The 23,732-nt window shown below is 56.9% G+C and carries 17 protein-coding genes and 2 tRNA genes; 8 read left to right on the top strand and 11 right to left on the bottom strand.

Translation table 11 applies throughout. From position 1 onward, the window contains the following. The first annotated feature begins 231 nt into the window (after window positions 1–231). A tRNA-Gly gene (locus C7H10_RS17390) sits at window positions 232–307 on the top strand. A gap of 54 nt (window positions 308–361) precedes the next feature. Further along, window positions 362–435, top strand: a tRNA-Cys gene (locus C7H10_RS17385). Window positions 436–588: 153 nt separating this feature from the next. Here C7H10_RS17385 and C7H10_RS17380 read toward each other — a convergent pair. Then, window positions 589–2,025 carry an alkaline phosphatase PhoX gene (locus tag C7H10_RS17380; protein WP_106695843.1) on the bottom strand — a complete coding sequence of 479 codons (1,437 nt, stop codon included), beginning with the start codon at window positions 2,023–2,025 and terminating at the stop codon, window positions 589–591. Between the two features lie 206 nt (window positions 2,026–2,231). Between C7H10_RS17380 and C7H10_RS17375 the strand changes: the two genes are divergently transcribed. Beyond that, window positions 2,232–4,160: an alpha/beta fold hydrolase gene (locus C7H10_RS17375; RefSeq protein WP_106695842.1), complete on the top strand. Its 1,929-nt coding sequence runs from the start codon at window positions 2,232–2,234 to the stop codon at window positions 4,158–4,160. Between the two features lie 27 nt (window positions 4,161–4,187). On the opposite strand, the gene C7H10_RS17370 is transcribed toward C7H10_RS17375, so the two are convergent. Beyond that, a complete protein-coding gene (locus C7H10_RS17370) occupies window positions 4,188–5,552 on the bottom strand; it encodes an NAD(P)/FAD-dependent oxidoreductase (protein WP_106695841.1) in 1,365 nt (454 codons plus the stop codon). A 103-nt stretch (window positions 5,553–5,655) separates the two neighbouring features. Here C7H10_RS17370 and C7H10_RS17365 point away from each other — a divergent pair, with 103 nt between their 5' ends. After that, the gene (locus tag C7H10_RS17365) at window positions 5,656–6,456 is read left to right on the top strand and encodes an SDR family NAD(P)-dependent oxidoreductase (protein ID WP_106695840.1); all 801 of its coding nucleotides are present in this window, start codon (window positions 5,656–5,658) and stop codon (window positions 6,454–6,456) included. 19 nt (window positions 6,457–6,475) lie between these two features. On the opposite strand, the gene C7H10_RS17360 is transcribed toward C7H10_RS17365, so the two are convergent. Both C7H10_RS17360 and C7H10_RS17355 read right to left on the bottom strand, forming a co-directional pair. Beyond that, complete coding sequence (locus C7H10_RS17360; RefSeq protein WP_106695839.1) at window positions 6,476–8,230, bottom strand: putative bifunctional diguanylate cyclase/phosphodiesterase; 1,755 nt, start codon at window positions 8,228–8,230, stop codon at window positions 6,476–6,478. 311 nt (window positions 8,231–8,541) lie between these two features. Continuing rightward, window positions 8,542–8,748, bottom strand: coding sequence for a cold-shock protein (locus C7H10_RS17355; protein WP_058091071.1), 207 nt, complete (start codon window positions 8,746–8,748; stop codon window positions 8,542–8,544). Window positions 8,749–9,193: 445 nt separating this feature from the next. Between C7H10_RS17355 and C7H10_RS17350 the strand changes: the two genes are divergently transcribed. The 4 genes from C7H10_RS17350 to C7H10_RS17335 all read left to right on the top strand — a co-directional run bounded on the left by C7H10_RS17350 (window position 9,194) and on the right by C7H10_RS17335 (window position 16,176). Next, the gene (locus tag C7H10_RS17350) at window positions 9,194–11,566 is read left to right on the top strand and encodes a sensor domain-containing phosphodiesterase (protein WP_106695838.1); all 2,373 of its coding nucleotides are present in this window, start codon (window positions 9,194–9,196) and stop codon (window positions 11,564–11,566) included. A gap of 104 nt (window positions 11,567–11,670) precedes the next feature. Then, entirely contained in the window at window positions 11,671–12,822 is a 1,152-nt protein-coding gene (locus C7H10_RS17345) for an efflux RND transporter periplasmic adaptor subunit (protein ID WP_106695837.1), read from the top strand. After that, window positions 12,819–14,759, top strand: a complete 1,941-nt coding sequence (locus C7H10_RS17340; RefSeq protein ID WP_106695836.1) for a MacB family efflux pump subunit — start codon at window positions 12,819–12,821, stop codon at window positions 14,757–14,759. The genes C7H10_RS17345 and C7H10_RS17340 overlap by 4 nt, the downstream gene beginning before the upstream one ends. Then, complete coding sequence (locus C7H10_RS17335) at window positions 14,740–16,176, top strand: efflux transporter outer membrane subunit (RefSeq protein WP_341865218.1); 1,437 nt, start codon at window positions 14,740–14,742, stop codon at window positions 16,174–16,176. Before C7H10_RS17340 ends, C7H10_RS17335 begins: the two co-directional genes overlap by 20 nt. Here C7H10_RS17335 and C7H10_RS17330 read toward each other — a convergent pair. The 7 genes from C7H10_RS17330 to C7H10_RS17300 form a co-directional block, all read right to left on the bottom strand. After that, complete coding sequence (locus C7H10_RS17330) at window positions 16,154–16,948, bottom strand: RES family NAD+ phosphorylase (RefSeq protein WP_106695835.1); 795 nt, start codon at window positions 16,946–16,948, stop codon at window positions 16,154–16,156. The two genes, C7H10_RS17335 and C7H10_RS17330, sit on opposite strands and share 23 nt — an antisense overlap. Further along, window positions 16,945–17,310 (bottom strand): MbcA/ParS/Xre antitoxin family protein, encoded by a 366-nt coding sequence (locus C7H10_RS17325; protein WP_061333408.1) that lies wholly within the window; start codon window positions 17,308–17,310, stop codon window positions 16,945–16,947. Before C7H10_RS17325 ends, C7H10_RS17330 begins: the two co-directional genes overlap by 4 nt. Before the next feature lie 77 nt (window positions 17,311–17,387). Next, entirely contained in the window at window positions 17,388–18,947 is a 1,560-nt protein-coding gene (locus C7H10_RS17320) for an FGGY-family carbohydrate kinase (RefSeq protein ID WP_106695834.1), read from the bottom strand. Window positions 18,948–18,952: 5 nt separating this feature from the next. Beyond that, window positions 18,953–20,539, bottom strand: a complete 1,587-nt coding sequence (locus C7H10_RS17315) for a glycerol-3-phosphate dehydrogenase/oxidase (RefSeq protein WP_106695833.1) — start codon at window positions 20,537–20,539, stop codon at window positions 18,953–18,955. Window positions 20,540–20,546: 7 nt separating this feature from the next. Beyond that, entirely contained in the window at window positions 20,547–22,151 is a 1,605-nt protein-coding gene (locus C7H10_RS17310) for an FAD-binding oxidoreductase (protein ID WP_106695832.1), read from the bottom strand. Window positions 22,152–22,260: 109 nt separating this feature from the next. Further along, window positions 22,261–22,920 (bottom strand): transglutaminase-like cysteine peptidase, encoded by a 660-nt coding sequence (locus C7H10_RS17305; protein WP_106695831.1) that lies wholly within the window; start codon window positions 22,918–22,920, stop codon window positions 22,261–22,263. A gap of 8 nt (window positions 22,921–22,928) precedes the next feature. Then, window positions 22,929–23,594: a type II secretion system protein N gene (locus tag C7H10_RS17300; protein WP_106695830.1), complete on the bottom strand. Its 666-nt coding sequence runs from the start codon at window positions 23,592–23,594 to the stop codon at window positions 22,929–22,931. Window positions 23,595–23,732 lie beyond the last annotated feature (138 nt).

The following is a 23,732-nucleotide window of genomic DNA, read 5'->3' as shown; positions in this document are numbered from 1 at the left end:
CTGCCTGATAATGTGATTGGGTGTCATGGATTCTGAAAGATGTGGGGGCGATAAACCATTGCGCAGATAACGGTTCTGATGGGTTGGCCGGAAATGACAAAAACCGGTGGTTTTGGCTAAAGTTTGTTCACAATTGCCGTAAAAACAAAAACTTGAAAAAAAGGTGTTGACGCCCCCGGCGGAATCCGTAGAATACGCAGCCGTTGACGAGGCAAAGCCTCTAGACGAAGAGCGGGAATAGCTCAGTTGGTAGAGCACAACCTTGCCAAGGTTGGGGTCGCGAGTTCGAATCTCGTTTCCCGCTCCAATTTCCAAGTCTCTCACGCCTCCTGAGAGCATAAGCCAGAATCCAGGCTTACCCGGCGCGGTGGCAGAGTGGTTATGCAGCGGACTGCAACTCCGTGTACGCCGGTTCGATTCCGACCCGCGCCTCCATTTTATTTTTACCTCACTAACCCACAGCAGCCTTTCCAGAGACTGTTGGCCTTTCGATCTCGTCCCCAAAAAGCAATGCGCAGAATCAGGGCGTGTGAGATTTACCCGCACACCCCGGGAATTGCCTGTGGCGATTATCTGGCTGCCTAGAAATCAACCAGCTCGAAAACGTTCTGGTATTGTCAGCTCATAAGTGATGCCTAGCCCTGGAATCCCGGGGCCTGCTGCATTGCCTCTTTGAGAACTGAAATAGAGGAACCGACCATTACCGGTAAACGCCGGGCCAGTCAGTTCACTGCCGCCACCGGGTATCTGCAACAGGATTTTTGACGGACCATTGGGGTTCATTACCATCAGTCGCATAGCGTCGCCGTCTTCGGCGACAATGACATCACCCATGGGTGATATGGTGATGTTATCAACATCATCGAACGGGGTGTCGGGGGCGATCAGTTGTTCGTTGTCGAATACAACCTCTATCAAGTCGTTATCGATGTCCAGGGCGTACACTCGGTTGTCACCTTTGCAGGCAAAATAGACCACCGCACGAAGCGGGTTGTTCGCGCCGCTCACCTGCGGTCGCTGGCCCTCCGGCAGTTCCTGAAGCCAGATCCCTTCACCGCCTTTGAAAACAGTGCCTGGGGCCCCGGCGCCAGTAGCAATCTCGATTTCCGAACGGACGTGGCTCTGAGGTCGGTCCGGGGACTGAACGGGTACCCAGCGAACCCGCCTCACCGTTCGGGCTTCGGCCAGGTCTTGCTGATATGCGCCGGCTTCGAAGCCCTCAATTTCCAGGACCTCCAGGATTCCGTTATCCATATCCAGCCCCGGCTTTCCATTGATGGATACGGCCATACCGCTGGACCTGAACCGGTACAACCGGCCGCTTCCCGCGTCTTCTGTAAGGTAGAGTGTTTTCGTTGTGAGATCGACTGCAACCGCTTCGTGGTTAAAAATGCCCAGCGCCGGGAGTGCTCTTGCGGTATCCGGTGTGCCCAAAGGATCACATTCGTAAACCCTGCCGTCGGGAACTTCTTCACAAGATAGCCAGGTTTGCCAGGGCGTGGGGCCACCAGCACAGTTTTGGCGGGTGTTTCGAAGGATGGGGTAGCTGTCTGTGATCTCGCCATCACGATTGAATCTCAGTACGCCGACGCCGCCCGCCGGAGTGATTTCGCTGTTGCTGACGTAAATCCATCCTCCGTCATCAAGATCAAATACCGCGCCGCCATCCGGAAAGATGTGCCATGGGTAATTGATCAGCCCCAGTGAAGGCAGAGGGATTGCCGTGGAGCTTGTAAGCCCGGAGACGGCAACTCGACGGATCTCAAACTCTGGGGGAATCAGAATGCCGTCAACCCCACTGTTTTCGAGAGGGCCAATGCTCATGAGAGGCCCGGGAGAAAGCGGAAGTTCCATGGCCAGGATGTCCGCGGGTGTGTCGCCCAGGTCGGGTACCGGGTTTAGATTCGGTGCAGGCGGATTGTTAAGTGGGTTGCCACCGCCGGATCCTCCCACACAAGCGCTCACTGCCACGGTTGAGCCACCCACCAGCAGTATCTGCAGAAACCGTCGTCTCTGATAATTCATGTGAATTCCTTTCATATCGTATAACCATAATTAAACCGACTAGCAGGCAGCCTAATACTCCTTTGTGGCAATTTCGTTACGATGGTGTGACGACGGAAAGCATCGATGAATCAGTTGAACTTTTTTTAGAATGCATCGCATAATACAATGCATGCCGATCTAAAAGGGTTTGGGATGGCATTCTAATAACAAGAGAGGAATTCCTGATGCGCCACTACATCCGTTGCACTAATAGCCTGCGCTTTGCTTGTGCAGCTGCCATGACGGTGAGTCTTTCAGGCTGCCTTGATAGCGGCTCCAGCGATGCACAACAGCCTGCTTCCAATCCACAGGTAACGGAAAGGCCGGCAAACAACGGTTGTGAAAATGCCGGCCAGGCGTGCGATGTTCCCGCGATTGTGCCAATTTCGTGTTCTGCAAACACACCCACCGAAGGTGGCCGCAGCTATCCGGTTGCCATTACGTCGAGCTCCGGAGAAACCATTTCCTTTCAGGTGCTGGAGCCCATCGGAGGCATTGACTGTCGGCGGGGGCATCCTCTGGTCTTGCATGGCCATGGTTTTGGCGGATCACGCTCCACGACCGGTTTCGATAACTACCGGGAGTCGGGCTTTGTCGTGATATCCATTGATCAGCGTGGCTTTGGCGAGAGTACGGGTACCGTGAGAGTTATGGACCCGGAGTTCGAAGGCCGCGATCTGATTCAGATACTGGATTGGGCAGAGGATAACCTCGAGTACCTTCTGTATCGGCGCGAGCCGTCCTTGCCACCGGAGCTGAACCCGAATCCGGTAGTCGGCGCTATAGGTGGCAGTTACGGTGGTGGATTTCAGTTATTGCTGCACGGGCAAGACCCGAAGCAGCGACTGGACGCGCTGGTTCCTGATATCACCTGGTATGACCTGCGGTCGAGCCTCAACCCCGGGAACGTGATCAAGACCGGGTGGGATCTGGTGCTTGTAGCTGGCGGTGAAGCCGGATCAACCGGTAACGGAAACGGCGGGCTGGACCCGATTATCCGTGAAATTCTCGCGCAGGGGCTCCTCTTGAACCGTTTTCCCGAATCCGGGTTGGATTTCTTCTTCTACCATAGCCCCGCTTATCGCTGTACCGGTGAACCACTGTCGGTACCCGAATCTCCGGATTTGCTGAGTTTTCAAATTGCTCCGCCAGCCTATGACGTGCCGCCAACTCCGTTCCGGCCCGTTAATGTTTTGCTTACCCAGGGAATGAAAGACACGCTGTTCAATTTCAACGAAGCCTGGCGAAATTTCGATTGTCTGCGTGCCCGGGGAGGCGATGTCAGATTGCTCACACACCAGACCGGTCATATTCTCCCCGTTGAAGCGCCAGACGAGCTGCAGCCGGCCGAGTACGTTGATCCAACCGCACGCTTGTTGGAGATTCCGGGGTTTCAGTCTGCCGGCGGGGCTTTTGCCTGCGGCGATGTCTCCATATCGGATGCCACTCTAAATTGGCTCCAGCACCATCTACAGGGCAAGCCGCTGGCGGACTATTTTGACGGGACTGATCAGAACGTCTGCCTTTCTCTGGAAGATGGGGCTGCAGTTCAGGTGCCGGTCGATTCCTTCCCGGCACCTGGCGCACCGGGCACGTTACTAAGCGGTGATGCCGTAGTGGAGCGCATGGTGAGTGCCGACATGCCTGTTCCGAACGGCGCCACCGCGGCGGCGACGCCGACCTTGCCACCTGAGGCTTTGTTGCTGGGCAAAGCCGGCGCCGATGGTGTAACAATCGGAGGTATTCCCACAGCTCTTGTAACTGTGTCCGATATACTCGGTCGAACAGAATGCGCGGCTGGCCTTAGTCAGTATGAGCCGGGCTGCGACGCGATTCTGTTTGTCGGGTTAGGTAAACGCAGTGAGGGCAGCAGCCGGTGGCAGCTGATCGATGATCAGATCCAACCGGTCAGGGGCCTGAAAAAGGCAGAGGTTGTTGAACTGGTCGGAGTCGCAGAAGCGCTGAACCCGGGCGACGAGCTGGCACTGTTGGTCTACGGATTCCACCCTCAATACCCGCTGAGTGGGTCGAGAGACCTGCTATTGCAGGCCGTTAACTTTGAGGCGACCGTTCAGGTACCCGTACTGCAAGGAACACTTGTCAACGAGGGGTAAGGGCTGGCGCCGGTGGGAGTGGGGGGCTTACCATAGCTTCCGCTCCCACCAATAATCCTCGGCTTTCAGCGCCCCCTTTACCGCCGCTACACCCAGTTGCTTGAATGGCTGCACAGGCCAGCGCACTGGTGTTCGATTTACAAACCATGCCTCGGTACGCTTGCTTTCCAGGCCGAGGGCCAGCTCAGCCAGGGTTTTCCCGCTGTATTGCGTCAGGGATACACCATGGCCAGTGCATCCGCATAGGTACAGCGTGCGATCATCTTTGTAGAATCCAAGGTTGGGAACCATGTCGAGTGTGACCGACACCGGGCCACCCCACTGATAATCGATGTCAATCTCCGCCAGTGGCGGGAACAGGGTTTTCAGGTGTTTTTCCAGTGTCCGCCATGTTGGTTTGTGGTGGTCGAGGCTCATGTTCTGGCCTGCGGTGGTCACCACGTTGGCGCCGCCAAAGGTAATGCGCCCGTCTGCCGTTGGCCTCAGGTAGTGAACCAGGTGCCGGTTGGTCTCTATACCGTAGCGTCCGGCCCAGCCGATGGCTTGCCACTGCTCTGGAGTGAGGGGCTGGGTGACGATCTGATGTGTCCAGATGGGGGTCTGATTACGACGAAACGCTCCCATCTCCGGCAGTAGATGGCTGTATGCGTTGGTAGCCAGTACCACCTTGCTGGCGCTAACGGTGCCGCCGGACGTCTGCACGCTAACCCCGCCCTGGGGATAGGTGATGGCCTGGCATTGGGTGTTTTCATAGATATGGACGCCCAGCTTCTTGCAAATGGATTTCCAGTGCCGAACATGCTTCGCCGGGTTCAGGATGCCGCATCGTTGCTCAAACAGGCCGGCTTTAGCCAGCGGGCTGTGAAGCCGTTGCGAGAGCTGGTCTTCGCCCCACCAATCAAAGGAGCTTGAGAACCCCAGTTCATGGTACAGATCCTGCTGTTTTTGCAGGCGTTCACGATGTTTGTTGGTCAGTGCAATCCGTAGAAAGCCATTGTGTTCGTAATCGCTGTCGAAGTCGTATCGGGTAACACAATCACGCACGTAGTCGACGGCATCTTCCATGTACTGGTGGGCGGCCCGGGCCTTTTCCCTGCCGTGAAGCAGGCAGGTGATCTCGGGCTCAAAGCCGAACAGGGTCATTGAAAACCCGCCGTTGCGCCCTGAGGCCCCAAAACCAACGGCACTGCCTTCCAGAACGGTAACTTCGACTGATGGGTCCAGTTCCTTCAGGTGCGCTGCACAGGACAAGCCGGTGAATCCACCGCCAATAATCACAATATCGGCCCGGTGGTCTTCAATTAGCGGCAGGTTAGGTGAGTAGGGGCCAAATTGATTAAGCCAAAACGATCGGGTCTCTGGTGAGCCAAGTTTGCTGTAGTCTATGCCCATGGCGTTTATCACGTTGTTATACTTGAAGCCTTTCGGCGCGGCAGTGCGCCAACGTGTATCAAGGTGGCGTTATAAAAACAAGACAAGAAACCGGGGTGTATTCATGAGTGTGAGCGGCAAGACCATTGTTCTGACGGGCTCGTCCAGCGGTATTGGTGAACAGGCAGCCTATCAATTGGCCCGAAAAGGGGCGCGTCTTTGCCTTGTGGCTCGTCGGGAGGATGAATTGAAAAGAGTGCAGCAGGCGATTATCGCCGAGGGCGGTAAAGCCTGGGTCTACCCGGCGGACTTGACGGATGAAGCCGGCTTGCAGTCGGTTGCAGACCGGATACTGGCCGAGCACGATAGGGTAGATGTGTTGGTCAATAATGCCGCCCGTTCCATCCGCCGCCCCATCTCTCAGGCTCTGGACCGGCTGCACGACTACCAGCGCACGATGAATATCAACTACGTTGCTGCCGTCGGCTTAACGCTGAGGCTGCTTCCAAGGATGTTGGCACAGGGCCGGGGGCAGGTGGTGAACATCTCCACCTTGTCCTCCCAGGTTCCGATTCCCTTGTTCTCCGCTTACCTGGCCAGCAAGACTGCGTTGGAGTCTTTCTCACGCTCTTTGTTGGCGGAAATGGGTGATCAGGGGATAGACGTTACCGTGGTGTACTACCCGATGGTGCGCACGCCCATGTCGTCGCAAACCAGCATTTACAAGCACATGCCGATGATGACTCCGGATAAGGCCGCGGGGTGGATCGTCAAAGCGGTGGATGAAGGGCCAGCCAGGGTTGGTAGCCTGATGGGGACTGCCGGCAGCATTGCGCTTGCGGCGTTACCTGGTCCGGTTACACGTTACACCCAGCCGTTGTTCAGACTGATGGATAAAAAGCTTGGGGAGAAGATTCGCCCATAACGGTTACTGAAGGGCCGTTTTAGTGCCCCATACTCACCAGATACGCTGCCATTGAGTCGGCCGGCATGGGCCTGGCATAAAGATATCCCTGAGCCAGATCACAGCTCAGGGTCTTGACGAGATTGTCTTGTTCAGTGGTTTCCACGCCTTCCACGACTACGCTCAAGCCGAGACTGTGCCCAACGGTGATGATGGCTTGCATGATCGCCATATCACTGCTGTTTTCCATGGCATGGTGTAGAAAGCTCCGATCAATCTTCAGGCTGCAAACGGGCAGTTTACGCAAATAGAGCAACGACGAATAACCAGTGCCGAAATCGTCAATGGAAATGTGCACCCCGGCGTTTTTCAGTCTTTCCAGTTGACCAATCTGTACTTCATCACCTTCGATCACTTCGTTTTCCGTTAGCTCTACGCCTAACTGGGAAGGACGCAGGTCATGATGGTACAACTTCTGCAGGATATCGCTGGCCAAATGTTGGTTTGTCAGTTGTTTGCCCGACAAATTGATGTCAATTCGCAGGTCTCCAAGCGCCGTGTTCTTCCAGGCCGTAAGCTGTTTGCAGGCTGCATCAATAACCCAGTCTCCAATGCGGTTAATCAGTCCTGATTTTTCTGCCACCGGTATAAAGATATCTGGGGGTACCGGCCGTGAGTTTTCATCAAAGCATCGCAGCAGGGCCTCACATGACCGCATGCGCCCGTTTTTCAGATCAATTTGGGGCTGGAAATACAGTTGCAGGGAGCCAGCAACGAGAGCGTTACGGAGGAGTGCCGTTGTTTTTTGATAACGAAGCAGGCGATCATTGATGTCGGAGGTGTAAAAACAGATGCTGTTTTTGCCGCTTTCCTTTGCCTGATACATCGCGGCATCGGCGTTTCCCATCAATTCTGGGACCGTCGTGCCATCATTGGGGTAAAGACTGACGCCGAAACTCGCGGTGACTTGATAACAAGCGCCATTCAGAATGAAGCCACGCTCGAGCATACTGCTCAAGCGGCGAAATACTTCATGAATGCTTTCGGGACCGTCAAAATCGAACATCAAGAGTACGAACTCATCGCCACCGAAGCGACTAAGCTGGTCGCAGCAACGAATTTCCCCTTTTAGGCCATTCGCAACAGCGAGCAGCAGCTCGTCTCCATAGTGATGCCCCAAGGTGTCATTGATCAGTTTGAAATTGTCCAGGTCAATAAACACGACGGCGATCTCTCCGCTTTGGCGCCGTTCTGCCTCCATCAGGCGAGCCGACAGTTCAACTTCCATCATCCGTCTGTTGGGCAGTTGAGTAAGGTCGTCAAAATTAGCCATCCACTGGAGCTTGTCGTTGGCTTTCTTCTGTTCCTGCAAGCTGACATCGATGCAAAACATTTCGCAGTCGCCAGTGTCCTGTTTGATCATGACGTGACTGGAGTAAACCGGCACGAGGTGTCCATCCTTGTGCTTTAACTCAATCTCTTCTGGTGGAATGCTGATGTTGCTCTCCAGCCAATTCTGGTGGGCGTCTATTACGCCCTCGCGCAAATGGTCCGGAATGATCAGATCTTCCAGCAGCTGGCCCTCGGCTTCCTCCCGGGTATAGCCGTAGAGGTGTCGGCTGGCATCGTTCCAATAGATTACCCGGCGTTTCCTGTCATAGCCTTGAACTGCGACCATTGGGAGGCTTTCGATCAGCTCATAGAAATCTTGCTCGCTCTGCTTAGTGGAAGCCCGCAAACGCCCGTTGTCGTCAGCGGATGAACGGTGTCCTTTCGGTCCATTACGAGCCGACATTCTATGCCTCCCATACGCGCGTCCGCAGAAATCAAAAATACCCGCCATATCTTTCAGCTGCTTAGGGCAGTATAGGTGCTATGTTTCGGATCGCCCAATGCTTGTACGGGGCACGTGGCAGAGTTAATCGACGGAGGGAGAGAGATTTCTTCGAACCGCGAGAAGCCTAGCGGTAAAGCCAGACCATGGGGGAATGCTACAGGTGATGATCGGGGAGGGAGGATGTTGTTTGCGGTGTTGCAAACTTTTCACGCCTAAAATAAAAAAAAGGCAGCCGAAGCTGCCTTTTCTATCGTATCAGGGCCGTAAAATTACAGACCTACTACGTTATCCGCCTGAGGACCTTTCTGGCCCTGAGAAACGGTAAATTCAACCTGCTGGCCTTCTGCCAGAGTTTTGAAGCCGCCGCCCTGAATGGAGCTGTAGTGAACGAAAACGTCCGGGCCGCCTTCACGAGTGATAAAGCCAAAACCTTTTGATTCGTTGAAAAACTTAACAGTACCGGTAACAGTAGACATAGTTATAAATCCTGAATTCAATCATTTTAATTGCCGCCAGGCATCATTGTGAGGCTTGGTCAGCGGAGTGCGGGAAACAAAAAACTGGCGTGATCAAAAACAGGACGAAAGCTACTTGTTACAACTTACAACAGAGATGCGTCTTATTGATGAGTGCTGTGCTAAATCTTTCCAACGAGAGTCACTGTACTCCTGCCCGGTCCGAATAGAAAGCTATTTCTTATAGGCATTTACCCAAGGGCGGCAAATTGTCCTGTTGAAACGGTCCTCCATGGCGCGTCAAGCTGCAATGCCCGGTTACTAAAATCAATAACTCTCGCGACAGCCTTGATCTACACTTCTTGTTGTAAGGGCAGTGGATAGAAGGATTGGTCGAAGGCCCTTCTAACAACTCAAATGCCGAAATGGCTTGGTCTCTTGTTTCCTTACGCGGAGCGAAACCTGTATGCCCCTGGACCCTATGGAGAAAAGGCGCCTCACTGCGCTTGAGAAGTTAGGGATTCTGGATACGCCACCAGAGGAGCGGTTTGACAGGCTGGTTCGAATCGCCCGCCAGTTTTATGGAGTCAAAACGGCCTTGTTCACCGTTCTGGATGATAAGCGCCAGTGGTTTAAATCCAAGGACGGCATTGATGCTCGTGAAACACCGCGCTCGGTGGCATTCTGCGATCACGCTATCCGCCAGGACAAAGCGTTTATTGTTGAAGATGCCACCCAGGACCCCCGCTTCAAATCGAATCCACTGGTCACCGGTGATCCACACATCCGTTTTTACGCTGGCATTCCTGTCCGGGAGCCCAGTGGTTTCAAGCTTGGTTCGTTGTGCATTATTGATGACAAGCCCCGTCAGATTCAGGAAGTGGACCTGGATGTACTTCGTACTTTGGCGAGTCTCATCGAAGACGAGCTGGAATGTGCCTATCTCACTGGAGGAGACGCGGGTGACGTCGCGGTGTCGCATCTCAGCCGGGCCATCCAGCGGGCCCAGAATGTCTTTCTGACCAATGACAACGAGCGGGCGGCATTCGAGTTGATGCTGGCCGATTTGCTGGCCCTTACGGGTAGCCAGTTCGGATTTATTGGTGAGGTGTTGTATCACAACGATGGCACGCCGTACCTCAAGGTAGGCGCCATCACCAACATCGCCTGGAGCCCTGAAACCCAGGCCCTGTTCCAGCAGGTAGAACGCAGGGGAATGCTCTTTGAGAGGCTGGATAACCTCCTGGGGGCAGGGTTGGTATCCGGCGCTGTGGTGCTTACCAACAACTATGCAAACGATGTGCGCCGCGGTGGCCTGCCACCTGGCCATCCTCCGATCTCCAGTTATATCGGGTTGCCGGTATACAGTGGCGGGAATCTGATCGGATTGGTTGGCCTGGCCAACCGGGTGGGCGGCTATAAAGAAAGCCTTGCCGACGACCTTGCTCCGCTGCTGCAGACCGTTGGCACCCTGATTGAACGGAAGCGTCTTTACCAGGAAAAACGTGAGCATCAACTCAGCCTGGAACAGGCCGCTAATTTTGATGCCCTGACCGGGCTGCCCAACCGGCGACGGTTAACGGAATTGTTTGAACAGGAGCTGTTTGAAGCCAAGCAGCGCAACGGCACCGTGGCGGTTTGTTTTATTGACCTCGATGGTTTCAAGGAGATCAATGATGAGCATGGCCACTCCGTTGGCGATGCAGTTCTCAGGTCGATCGCGGAGCGGCTGAAGAACACCGTGCGGGGCCACGATGTGATCGCCCGCCTTGGCGGTGATGAATTTGTGGCGATACTTCGGGATGTAGACGATGAGCGTGTGTATTCCCGCATTCTGGAAGCCATCCGCCAGCCCATCAGTTACCGGCACTTTGTTTTACACCTGTCTGGCAGCATGGGCGTGACAGTGTATCCGGATGACGACGCAGATACCGATTTACTGCTTCGCCACGCGGACCAGGCGATGTATGCAGCCAAGGAATCCGGCAAGAACGCCTATAAAATCTTTGACCTGCAGTCCCATTTTACCCGGAAAGAGCGAGTAAGGGTTCTGGAGCAGATTGGCCAGGCCATCAGTCGTGACGAATTGGAGCTGTATTACCAGCCCAAGATTGATTATAAGCGCCAGACCATCGAAGGCTTTGAGGCGCTCATTCGCTGGAATCATCCCGACGATGGCTTGCTGGGCCCGGGGCACTTTCTGGAACATCTTGAATACACCGAATACGCTCGCACCGTTGGCAACCTGGTGATCAACGAAGCCATCGACAAACTGTTGCTGTTCAATAGTCAGGGTTTGGCCTATTCCCTGAGCGTGAATCTCAGCCCATCCCACTTTCTGGGCAAAACCTTCCCGGCAGATCTGGCCCAGGCAGTGGAGCGTTTGCCCCGCGGGCTCCGCCACCGGCTGATTCTGGAGCTGCTTGAAACCACCGCCATGGATGATGCCAGCCTGGTAATTGACATGCTTCGGCGGTGTCGGGACTTGGGGGTGGAGGTGTCGCTGGACGATTTTGGTACCGGCTATTCCTCTCTGGACTACTTCCGTAAGCTTCCTGCCCACGAGATCAAGATTGATCGTTCTTTTGTCAATGACATGCTGGACGATCCGGAGAGTGAAATGGTGGTCACCGCAATACTGGGCCTGGCCCGCAGCTTTGGTCGTCGGGTGGTGGCTGAGGGCATTGAAAATGCTGAGACTCACGCTCGTCTGATTGAACTTGGGTGCGACCTTGGGCAGGGGTTCTATTATGCGAAGCCGATGCCTTACCAACAGGCTTATGAATGGGCCGCGAATTTCCACTGGCAAACGGTTGCGGTTACCGCAGTTGATAGCTGAACTGGAGCTATGTAAAGGTTTGGCAAAACCCTGAGCAAACTCTTTTTTTTCTCGCTGGCGTTCTCTATGGTTGCCGCTGATCAGAGCGTATGGAGAACTTCTGAATGGCACTTGCTCCCCGCAACCGCCGGCGTTGGCCAACCTGGGTTGGTGTTTTCACAGGTCTGGTGATTCTTGCAGCCGGAGGCTGGTGGTATTTCCAGAACGGCGGAAACAAACAGCCGCCACTGAATACCATCGAAGTCACCCGCGGCGACATCCAGCAGCTGGTCAGCGCTACCGGCGTGCTGGAGCCCAGCAACTACGTGGACGTTGGTGCCCAGGTATCAGGCCAGCTCGAAACCATCCATGTAAGGGTTGGGCAAACGGTTTCCCAGGGTGACTTGCTGGCGGAGATTGATCCGACCGTATACGTAGCCAAGGTCGACGCCACCCGAGCCCAGCTCAAGAATCAACGGGCGCAACTGGATGACCGAAAGGCCCAGTTGCGGCTGGCGGAAATCCAGTTCCAGCGCCAGACCAACCTGTTCCAAGAAGAAGCTACTACGCGGGAATCGCTGCAGACTGCCGAGGCGTCACTGGCATCCGCCAAAGCGCAACTGGCGATGCTGGAAGCCCAGATCGAACAAACCTCATCCACCTTGCGCGCGGAAGAAGCCAACCTCGGGTATGCACGAATCTATGCACCCATGGAGGGCACTGTCGTGTCCATTGAAGCCCGCCAGGGCCAGACCCTGAATGCAACCCAGCAAGCCCCGGTTCTGATGCGTATTGCTGATCTGGCCACCATGCGGGTGCGGGCACAGGTATCGGAAGCTGATGTGGGCAAACTCGAGCCTGGGATGCGCGTTTACTTCACCACGCTGGGTGATGCGGAACGGAAGGTGTACGGCGAGTTGCTGTACATAGAGCCGACACCGGAAGTGACCAACAATGTTGTATTGTACAACGCCCTGTTCGATGCCAATAACGATGACGGCAAACTGCTACCGAACATGACGGCCCAGGTGTTCTTTATTCAGAGCGAAGCCCTGGATGTGCTGCGGGTGCCAGTGTCCTCGGTTCAACGGGGCCGGGTGCAGGCGCTGACCCAGGCAGGCCAGGTTGAATGGCGGGACATTGTGGCCGGCGTCAGTAACCGGGTACATACGGAAGTGGTCTCCGGCGTAAAGGAAGGCGAAAAGGTCGTGCTGGTTTCCCGTGATCCGCGTTCTGGTTCCAGTAACACCAACAACTTCCGGGGTATGCTGCGATGACCGCAAGCCGGCCTCTGATCGAGTTGCGGGGTATTACCCGGTCCTTTGGTGAAGGGGAGTTGGCCGTACCGGTACTCAAGGGCATTGACCTGAAAATTTATCCGGGTGAGTTCGTTGCCATTATGGGCCCCTCCGGGTCCGGTAAATCCACCTTGATGAATATCCTCGGTTGCCTGGACCAGCCAACCTCGGGGGAATACTGGTATGACGGCCGTGACGTTTCCGCGCTCAGTCGGGATGACCTGGCGTTATTGCGCCGGGAGGCTTTCGGCTTTGTCTTCCAGAGCTACAACCTGCTGCCGGGGATGACCGCTCGGGAGAATGTTGAGATTCCGGCCATCTATGCAGGCAGGGCGCCTGTCCAGCGCCGGGAGCGGGCGGAGAAGCTGTTAACCGAACTGGGGCTGGGAGAGCGGCTTACCCATCGCCCCGGCCAGTTGTCTGGTGGTCAGCAGCAGCGCGTCTCAATTGCCCGGGCATTAATGAATGGCGGCCAGGTGATCTTCGCCGATGAGCCTACCGGCGCCCTTGATAGCAAAAGCAGCAAAGAGGTTATCCGGCTGCTGACTGAGCTGTCTGGCAAGGGGCATACCGTTATTCTGATCACCCATGATCAGGATGTGGCCGATGTTGCCCGCCGGCAAATTCATATCGCCGATGGCGAAGTGGTTCGAGATACCGGCCGGGATGACAGCGCTACAGACTCATCATCGGCAATAGAGGCCAGTCGCCATGGCGTGGTGCTGAGTGACTGGCAGGAGGCCCTGAAAAGTGCTGTGCGTTCGTTGCGCAGCAATCTGTTCAGAACCGCACTGACGTTGCTGGGCATCGTGATTGGCGTGGCGTCTGTGATTACCATGCTGGCTATCGGGGAGGGGGCCAGGAAAGACGTGGTTGATCGAATCAGTACCATGGGCAGTGACTTGTTGCTGATTCGCCCCGGCGGCCCGGATCAGCGAGGAGGCCGCTGGTCGGTGACCACGTTAACTCCCGAAGATTATCGCGCAATCAATGAAGTAGAAGGGGTTCTTGCAGCGATACCTGAACTCACCGGTTCGCAAACGCTTCGGTACTTTAACCTTGACCACCGTGCAGAAATTAACGCCACCTCATACCAGTTTCCGGTGGCCAGGCAGTGGCCGGTGATTGAAGGCACCTTCTTTTCGGAACAGGATGAGCTCAACTATGCGGCAGTAGCCGTGTTGGGCAAAACGACGGCCGACACACTGTTCCCCGGCGAAAGCCCGCTCGGCAAACATCTGATGGTGAACAATGTGCTGTTCCAGGTAATTGGCGTGATGGGGGAGAAGGGCGCATCGCCCATGGGCCAGGATCAGGATGATGTTGTGTTAGTACCTTACACAACGGGTAGTTTGCGTATTTTTGGCCAAACCCACCTGCGCAATATCACCGTGGCGGTGGCTGATCTGGACCGGATGAGCGAAATAGAGGCGATTATTCACGAAACTCTGCTGGCCAGGCATGGTGGCATTGAGGATTTCACCATCCGCAATATGGCGTCGCTGATCGACACCATCTCTGAAACCCAGAATACCCTGACCTGGCTGCTTGGCTCCATTGCGGCCATTTCGCTGCTGGTCGGCGGCATCGGGGTAATGAACATCATGCTGGTGAGCGTGACCGAACGCACGCGGGAAATCGGCATTCGCATGGCCACCGGAGCGCGGGCCTGGAACATTCTGCAACAGTTTCTTACCGAGGCCTGGCTGGTCTCGGCCATTGGTGGGCTGATCGGTGTCGCGCTGGGTATCACCGCCACCCAATTGATCGGCTCGTTTGGCACGCCGGTCCACATGACCGCGTTGCCGATGGTGTTAGCGTTCTCCTGTGCCTTTGCCACCGGGCTGATCTTCGGTTTTCTGCCAGCCCGCAAAGCCGCTCACCTGGACCCGGTCCATGCCCTGGCGTCGGAATAAGACTATGACTATGACCGCTCGAATATTGGTTTTACTGCCGGCTCTCCTGGTTGGCGGGTGCGCCACGTTCACGCCGGAGCCGGTGCCTTTGCCAGTTACTCCACCGGAGCAATGGTCCGCTCAAATCGATGAGGGGCAGGACATCGATGCCAGCTGGTGGCAGGCTTTCAATGATGACTATTTGAACCGGCTGATTGACAAGGCCCTGGCGGCCAACCCCGACTTGGCGGCCACTGCCCAGTCCGTCATTCAGGCCGATTTGCAGCTGCAGTCCGCCGGTGCTGGCCTCTTGCCCTCGGTGGGGGCAATGGCCAGTACCGGGCGGCAGGCTTCCCGGGCCTCCGGTGGTGATACCAACAGCGGGGGTTCAACCAGTGCCGGCTTATCCGTGGACTATGAGCTGGATCTTTGGGGGCGGTTGTCTGCCGTCGAAGGCGCAGCTCTGGCATCTTTCCAGGCCACCCGGTTTGACTACGACGCAGCTCGTATCACCCTGATTGCATCGGTCGCCAGCACCTGGTTTGAATGGCTGGAGTTACAGCAGAGAGTAGAGGTGGCACGGAATAACCTGGCGATTGGCGAGCGTACTCTGGCATTGGTGGAGGTCCGCTTCCGCAATGGTGCTGCCAGTCGGGCTGAGCTGGCGCGCCAACAAACTTCGGTATTGAGCCTGCGTAACGCGGTGCCGCCACTGGAATACCAGGCCCGGCAACGGCTGGCAGCATTACGGGTGCTGACTGGAGAATTACCGTTTGAGGGCGACACGCCAGATGCCGATATCTCAGAGGTAAGCATACCGGTGATTAGTCCGTTGGCGCCGGCCAGTCTGGTCACACGTCGACCCGACCTGGCCGCCCAAGAGGCAAGATTGGTGGCTGCCAGCGCCGATATTGAACAGGCCAGGGCAGCCCTGTTGCCGTCGGTTTCCCTGAGTGCAGCGGTTCGGTTATCCACCGACAGTTTTCTCAGCCTTGCTGATCCGACTCGAAGCATGAGTGGTCTGTTGGGTTTGAGTCAGTCGTTGTTTGATGGCGGCCAGAGGCGAAACGCCCTGGCGATTTCGGAATCCCGGCGGGTGGCCCTGCTCGAAGGCTATCGGGGCAGTCTGTTGACGGCATTCCAGGAAGTGGGCGATGCCCTGGACCGGGATTCTCTGTTTGAGCTTCAGGAGCAGCGCCTGCAAGAGATCCTGGTACGTGCTGAAGAAACGCTCAGACTTACGGAAGTCCGTTATCGGGAGGGCGCAGATGACCTGCTGACCCTGCTGGAGAGCCAGCGCAATGTGTTCGACGCTCGCCAGCAACTCAGCCAGATGCGCCTGAACCGACTGATAGCCGCCGTCGACCTCTACAAAGCTCTGGGCGGAGGTTGGCAGCGCGATGACGGGGTGGTGGCTACAGGGCCGGTTGAGGAATAACACCCTCTACCAGAAAGGCTTCCCGGCCAAAGTTGTGAACCTGCTTACGGCCATCAGCCAGCGTCAGACTCATGGATACTTGCTGGTCTGAGGTGGCGACGATGAGTTTGTGGTACGACTTCGGCGCCGTGTCCCGGAGTGCCCGGGGGCTGAACAGCGCCACGTTGAGTCCGTCCATTCCGCGCTCAGGTTGCCAGGGTAGCTGGTACAAGCCGGCTTGAAGAGCCCTGGCAGAGAGAAACTGAAACGCTTCCGCGCCGCATTGGCGCAGGTCGCTACCCAGCGCCTGGGATTCCCGGTAGCTGACCGGGTCGGTCAGGGTTTCTTGAAGGTCCTGCCACTCAGGGGCCTGAAGCCGCACTCCGTGGCTTGAACGAAAACGGGCGGTGAAGACCGTGTGCAGCGTGGTCAGCGGCCGTTTGAAGGGTTTTGACACGTGGCTGGTGAACACAAACCGATAGAAAGCGGTCTCTGCCAGGGCTGTCGGAATGCTCATGGCGCCGTAGAAAAGGCTGGGTTCGAAGCTACGGCCGAACCGAGAGCCGTATTTGAGTGGCGGGTATCGAAAGGGCGTCGCAAGCAGGTAGTGCAGTTTACTGGCCTGCTCGGGGATCGTCGGTTTGCTGGCATCCAGCAGTTGCTCCAGGCGCGCCTGTTCCTGCATGTTGTCAACGATTCGGGTGGTGGCGATGTCTTCCTGACTCTCAACCACCCGAAAGACCTGCCCCTGTAGGTTCGTCAGGGTGTTTTTAATACGCTCCTTGTAGTTCAAATCCTTCCCCGCATGGCATCCAGATAATGAATCACCCGGACCAGCCCTTCCGTTGACTGAATCATATCCCTGGGGGTGTCCTGAAAGTAATTATTTGGCGTATTGAGCCAGTGGGCCATGGCCTGGTTGTCGCCACCGGTCAGGGCGTAAACGCTCCGATACAGGCGAACGAACAGCAGCGCCAGTTCTCCCGCCTTGCTGTCTGGATCGATGCCATCGCGGGTCAAACCGCTGCGATTGCGGCCAACAATGGCGGCGGCTTCGGCCTGGGAAATACCAAACGCCTTGGCGGAGTTCAGCAAGGCCTTGGCCAGCAGGGCTTTGTCGCTGGTCTGAGGGGCCAGGGTAGCCGGCTCGTTCATGGCTAGGGCTCCTTTGTGTATTTTTCACCATTATATACCTAAATGGCGAAAATGCATCATTCTGTGCTCGTCAATCATTACTCGGGGTAGCCGGTGATACTCCTGATTTTCCGATACAACGGTTGTAACCTTGGGTACATGTCCAGATACACCTCGGAATAGAGGCGCTGGTAGAGTTCAGTCGCTTGCTCAGACGGGGCGAATACCTGGCCGACACGAGTCATTTCCCGCACTGCGGTGTCAAAATCCGGGTGCAGCCCCAATCCCACGGCGGCGTCTATCGCCGCGCCCAGGCCGGAGGTTTCATAGGTGTGCGGTCGCTCGGCAGGCAGTCCGAAAATATCGGCGGTCAACTGCATGGCAGCATCGCTTTGTGAGCCGCCACCGGCCACCCTGAGCCGGCGAATTTTCTGACCGCTGCGTTTCTCGATCCGCTCCTTGCCTTCGCGGAGTGCGTAGGCAAGGCCTTCCAGAATGGCGCGATACAGGTGTGCCCGAGTGTGGACGTCGCCGAACCCGATGATCGACCCCTTGGCTTCGGGGCCCGGCTGGCGCACACCCGGGCTCCAGTAGGGTTGCAGCATCAGGCCCATGGAGCCAGGCGGTACCGAATTGACCAGTTCATCGAACAGGACCTCCGGTTCAATCCCCCGTTGTTCGGCCAGCTTTTGCTCCCGCAAACCAAACTCTTTCTTGAACCAGCTGACCATCCAGAAGCCCCGGTAGATCATCACTTCCGTCGAGTAGTGACCGGGCAGGGCGGACGGATAAGGTGGCATGAACCGGGTGGGCTCAACGTACCGATGATTAGTGGTGTTGATCGTCGCGGTGGTGCCGTAGCTCATGCAGCCGATGTCCGGGCTGAGCCCGCCGGAGCCGAGTATTTCGCAGGCCTTGTCTGACGCCGCCGCAATAACTGGCAGGCCTGCTGGCAGGCCAAGGTGACTGGCTGCTTCCGGAACCAACTGGCCGATGACTTCACCCGGTCGTACCAGGTCCGGCAGCATGTCACGGGTGATTGGCATGGCCTGCCATTTGAAATCCCGGTTACCGGCCCACTGCTGTTTTTTGTAGTCAAAAGGCAGGTAGCCCACCTGGCTGCCGGTGGAGTCTTTGTACTCGCCAGTCAGGCGGTAATTCAGGTAGCCGGAGAGCAACAAAAACTTGTGGGTTTGTGCCCAGAGTTCCGGTTGGTTCTGGGCAATCCAGTTGGCCTGGGTTTTCTCCCGGAACCGCTCAATGGTGTCTTCCAGCCTCGCCAGTTTAAATAAAAGGCCCCAAGGGCCCTTTAACGGGCCGTCCACCCGGGCATGGCGTTGGTCCAGCCAGATAATGGCCGGGCGCAACGGTTGCCCGTGTTTGTCCAGGTTGATTACCGTGCCCCTCTGGGTCGTCACGGTTACGCCGGCGACCTGGTCCGGTGTCGCATCGGTACTTTGCCAGAGCGCCTGGCAGGCCAACCCGAGATTGCGCCAGAAGTAGTCAGGATGCTGCTCGGCCCAGCCCGGGTGTTCTGAGAAGTAGGGTTCGATTTCCTGCTTGCCCTTGCCGTGCAAATTGCCCTGTTGGTCAAACAGCAGCGCCCGGACGCTCTGAGTGCCATTGTCGATCGCCAGAATCAGCGGTGTGTTGGCCATACTGTTTACCTGCCCTCGGATGGCAGGGCATAAGCCTGCTGATACAGCGACAGATAGCGCTCCACTTCCCGTTGCCAGTGGTCGTTAGTCCAGCCCAGCCGGCGTTGGCATCGTTCCTGGATGTCTGGCAGCAGGGCTCTGGCGCCGGCGGGGAAGACAAGCCCCAGGCGGGTTCGGCGAAGTAAAAGGTCATCCAGGTGGTGTACCTGCTCAGATTGGCAGGCCCACTCCAGTTCAGCCCAGAGCACGTTGGAATCGGCGATTTCAGTGAAATCCGCATCGCGACACAGTTCGCCCAGGGCCGGTCCGTAGTAGCCCTTGAGACGGTGCCAGGTCAGGTGGCGAACCTGAGTGGGTCGCGGAAGGTCGGCCGGTGGAGTGAACACTGGCTGGTCATCGGCCCGGAGCCTGTGTATGCCATCCGGCCCGAGCGCGGCTTCCAGAGCCTCCCGGGCAATCTGGCGGAAGGTCGTGAGTTTGCCACCGGCGACGCTGATCAGGCCCTTGTCCCGGCGCAGGGCGTGCTCACGGTTCTCACGGGAGGGGGCTTTGCCCTGACCATCCGTCACCACGGGCCTGACACCAGCCCAGGTGGAGATCACATCCTGGGCGGTCAGGCTGGCGCCGGGGAACAGGTGTTCAGCCACCTTCAACAGGTAGCGAACCTCCCGTTCGTTAATAACCGGCTCCTGGTCCAGGCTTCCCGGATGGTCCAGGTCGGTGGTGCCCAGTACCGTTGTGCCGGCCCACGGAAAGGCAAATACCGGGCGTTTGTCCTCCGGATGGAACAAAGACACAGCGCAGGTTACCGGTAGCCGTTGCCAGGGCACGACAAGGTGGCTGCCCCTGAGCGGGCGAATACTCAGCGGTTGTTCTGAAGGGCCCTGCTGTTGCAGTTTGTCTGCCCAGGCACCGGTGGCATTGATAACCGTGTTGGCTGATACGGAAATGCCAGCTTGCAGTGGCTCTCCCTCCGGAACCAGAACAACACCATTAACCCTACCGGCCTCATCCCGGGTGATCCGGTTGGCGGATACATAGTTGAGGCAGAGGGCGCCGTCCCGGCTCGCCTCTGCGATCAGCCTTTGCACAAGCCGGGCGTCGTCGGTGAGGGCGTCGGTAAACAGGCTGGCACCCAGAAGGCCGGCCTGACTCAGACCGGGCGCCCACTGCTGGCTTTGTGAGGGGGTCAGGCGTTGCCGGCTGCTCACACCGGCAAGCCGATCGTATACCGATAACAAAGCCTGGAACAGTCGGGGGCCGGGGAACTGGCCCCGGAAATGGGGCATGACAAACCGGAGTGGGTCAACCAGCCCCGGGGCCTCCTCCATCATGCGCTGGCGCTCCCTGACGGCATCCCGGGCCAGGCCAATATGGCCACTGCCCAAGTAGCGTAATCCGCCATGAACCATCTTTGACGATCGGCTGGATGTGCCCCAGGCAAAGTCTTTCTGTTCCACCAGAAGGGTTCTCAGGCCGCTCCCGGCGGCTTCTCTGGCAGCACCTGCGCCGGTGATGCCGCCACCGACAATCACCACATCGAATCGGGCATCACCGCTTTTCAGTTCTGCGAGAATCTGCTGTCGTGTCATACCGACCTCAGTCCAGAAGGGTTTTGGGATTGAGGCGGGCGTCTGGGTCAAAGCTATCGGTCAGCGCACGGATGGCACGCATGCCCAGTTCACCTTTTTCCACCGGCAGGAAGGGGGCATGGTCCTTGCCAACCCCGTGCTGGTGGCTGATGGTTCCCCGGTTGCGGACGATCAGTTCCGAGGTGGTGTTTTTCAGGTGCTGCCATCGGGCAACGGTTTCCGGATAGGTATCGGCTACGCGGAACACATAGGTTGTGTAGATGGAACAACCCTGTCCGTAAAAATGGGACAGGTGGGTGAACACGTGGGTTCTTTCTCCGTCCTTACTGAGACCCTCCCGCAGGTTGCTCTCAATGCGATTGAGCAGGTTATCGACGTTATCCCAGTCTGTCGCCGTTTCCAGGGTGTCTACCGCATAGCCCATTTGCCAGAGCGCCTCCCGGAAGTAGGGCATGGTGAAGCGCTTTTCAGCCCACTTGGTGCCAAGTTTGGTGCCTGTATAAACACCACCATGGGCACTGCACACTTTCCTGGCTTGAGCCAGGGTAGAACGACACTGGGCTTTGCTGCCGGTAATGCCGAAGGTCATCATGCACTTACCTTCGCGTACCCCACGGAACGACAGGAATTTCTCAAGCATGCCGATCAGTTGGGGGTGGCCGGCCAAAGCCAGTTGGGTTTCGGTTTCTATGGCGTTGCTTAACCGCAACATGGACAGGGGAATCCGGTTCTGAACCAGTTTTCGGCAAGCCGTTTTTGCCTGTTCCCAGCCTGGGAAGAAAACCACGTAAAAGGCTTCCTGGTCCGCCAGGTGGCTGACACGGGCTTTAACCTCAGTGATCAGCCCCAGACGACCTTCGGAGCCCAGAATCATCTCCCGGATATCCGGCCCGGCGCTGGAAGCGGGCAGGGTGGGCAGGTCCAGCGTGCCCTGCAGGGTTTCGATTCGGCCTCCGGCAAACAACTGCTCAATTCGGCCGTAGCGAAGGGACTGTTGTCCGCTGGAGCGGGAGGCCACCCAGCCGCCAATGGTGGAGAGCTCGAAGGACTGGGGAAAGTGGCCCAGGGTATAGCCGTGAGCACGTAACTGCGCCTCGACCAGGGGGCCCGGCGTGCCGGCGCCAAACGTGGCCAGCTGACTTTCCCGGTCCAGGTCCAGAAGGCGGTTCATTTTGGCCAGGCTGACGGTCAGAACCGGTTTGCCCTGGTCGATGGGGTTGATGTGCCCCGCCACGCTGGTGCCGCCACCGTAGGGAATCAGATGCAGGTCGTGGTCGTTGGCGTAGCGCAGCAAGGCCCGAACATCCGAATTGGAGTCTGGAAATGCAACCCCGTCGGGAAAGGTCCCGATCTCACCACTGCGAAGGGCGAGCCAGTCCATCAGGCTTTGGCCCCGGGCGTGGCGCACTCGTACCTCCGCGCTGGTATCGATCAAATCATCAACCTTGGCGTCGGCAGGCAGGCGTGTGGCCGGTACCTTCAGGCAGACCTTTTCCAGGGTGGCATCCTGTAACGGATTGGCAGAACCAACTCGCTGTTCAAGAAATGCCTGGCCCTGCGTAGGCAGCTCCAGGTTGAACTGATCATCACCCCATCCATTCCAGCGTCGCATCGACCACAACTCCCGATTTCATGAAAAGTGTCGGCATTCTATAGCGTTGGCGCCAAAACCCAGTGGCAGAGTGCGACATTGGCTTTGTCATTTGGCGCCAGGTGCAACATCAATGTCGTAGAGACTCGGTCAACCGTCTGTTCAGGTCCTGCCAGTGCTCAAGCCTCTGAGCATCGCCAATCCTCGACCGCTCCCCGGTGGAACGGTTGAGCCAGAGGCCTTCACCGTTAAAGCTATAAACGGGCTCTAGATCAGTTCTTTGAGAGGCAGGTTTAATGTCGTTTATCAGGTTGTCGAGGATCAACGGATCGGCGTCCGGGGTCTTGTACCAGGCCAGAACCATGTGGGCCTGGTTCAGCTCCAGGGCTTTGACATAGACAATACGCAGCTCTTCGTCGGGAACGCCCATGGCTCGGAGTGTCAGGTACTTGGCAATGGAGAAGTCTTCGCAATCTCCACCATTTGTGGTCAGTAATTCTACGGGCGTGGCCCAGTAGTCTTCTTCACCCCAATGCTGGATGTCACTGACGAAAGGGATCCGATTGAAGAACGAATTGACCAGGCGAAGCTGTCGGTCTATCGGGGCATTACGGGCCAATTGATGCAGCCGCTGCCAGTCTTGCAGCCTTTGATGGGCTTCCTGGCCGAATTCACTCAGCACGTAGGTCATCAGCCGGTCACTGAGTTCAATGGCGCCCGCCAGGGAAAAAGCAAATACCAGGGGGATGAGGATGGAATGGCGACGTGCAGACCAGGTTGCCGTTGCCATATCAGGCCTCAATTACTGTTCTGTAGCCGTTGGCGTAACTGCTCCAGTCGCTGTCTGATCTCCTCTCTGCGTTGTTGTTCGCCCGCTGGCGTGGCCGTGCCGCTGGATGATGCACGTTGTGCAGGCTGCGGTGTTTGCCGTTGCTGTATCTCCTGGTCGAGTGCTTCTGCATTGCTGCTGGCCAGAGAAACGCCTGAGCGATCATCAAGCTCCGGAAAATAGAGGTTTTCGAGTTTGCCGGCGCGCTCGATAATGACCCGGTTAGGGAACACGGTGCGTAGCTTGGCGTTGCCCGGAAGCTCGTTGCCCACCAGGTAAGCTTCGGTCTTGCCCTTGTCATCTTCAATCAGCGCGCTGCCCGGGAACTCGCCGTCAGCAGCCAACACACCGCGCAGCGAAAGCCTGAGGTTGGTTTCTGGCAGATTTTCGGTATCCACCTCCACAGCGCCACCGGTGTCCGTGGCTGCACCGAACAGGGTCAGGTTTGCCAGCTGTACCTCTGGCACGTTCTGTCTTGTTGTGTCCGTTCCATTGCCTGCTACCTGCACCTGGGGCAGGGTGCGCTGCGACTCGTTTTGCCAGAACTGGTATGCCTGCCAAGTGGTCAGCCCTAGCATGGCCACAACCGCAGTCACCGCAAGTAACAATGGTATCCTTTGATCAAGAGCGAGCATCGGGTTTCCTGAATGAATGATCGTAGGCGTAAAAAGCTCACAGGTTATCAGACTGAAATGAATTAGTGGCAGTATAGTGTATAGAGTTGTTCAGTGGTTCCCATTCCTGTGGTAGCCTTTTTTAGTGCCTTTGTATGG

The organism is Marinobacter shengliensis (genome assembly GCF_003007715.1).
GTDB lineage: Bacteria > Pseudomonadota > Gammaproteobacteria > Pseudomonadales > Oleiphilaceae > Marinobacter > Marinobacter shengliensis.
The sequence above is the reverse complement of the archived record's forward strand: the minus strand, read 5'-3'. Positions and strand labels throughout refer to the sequence as shown.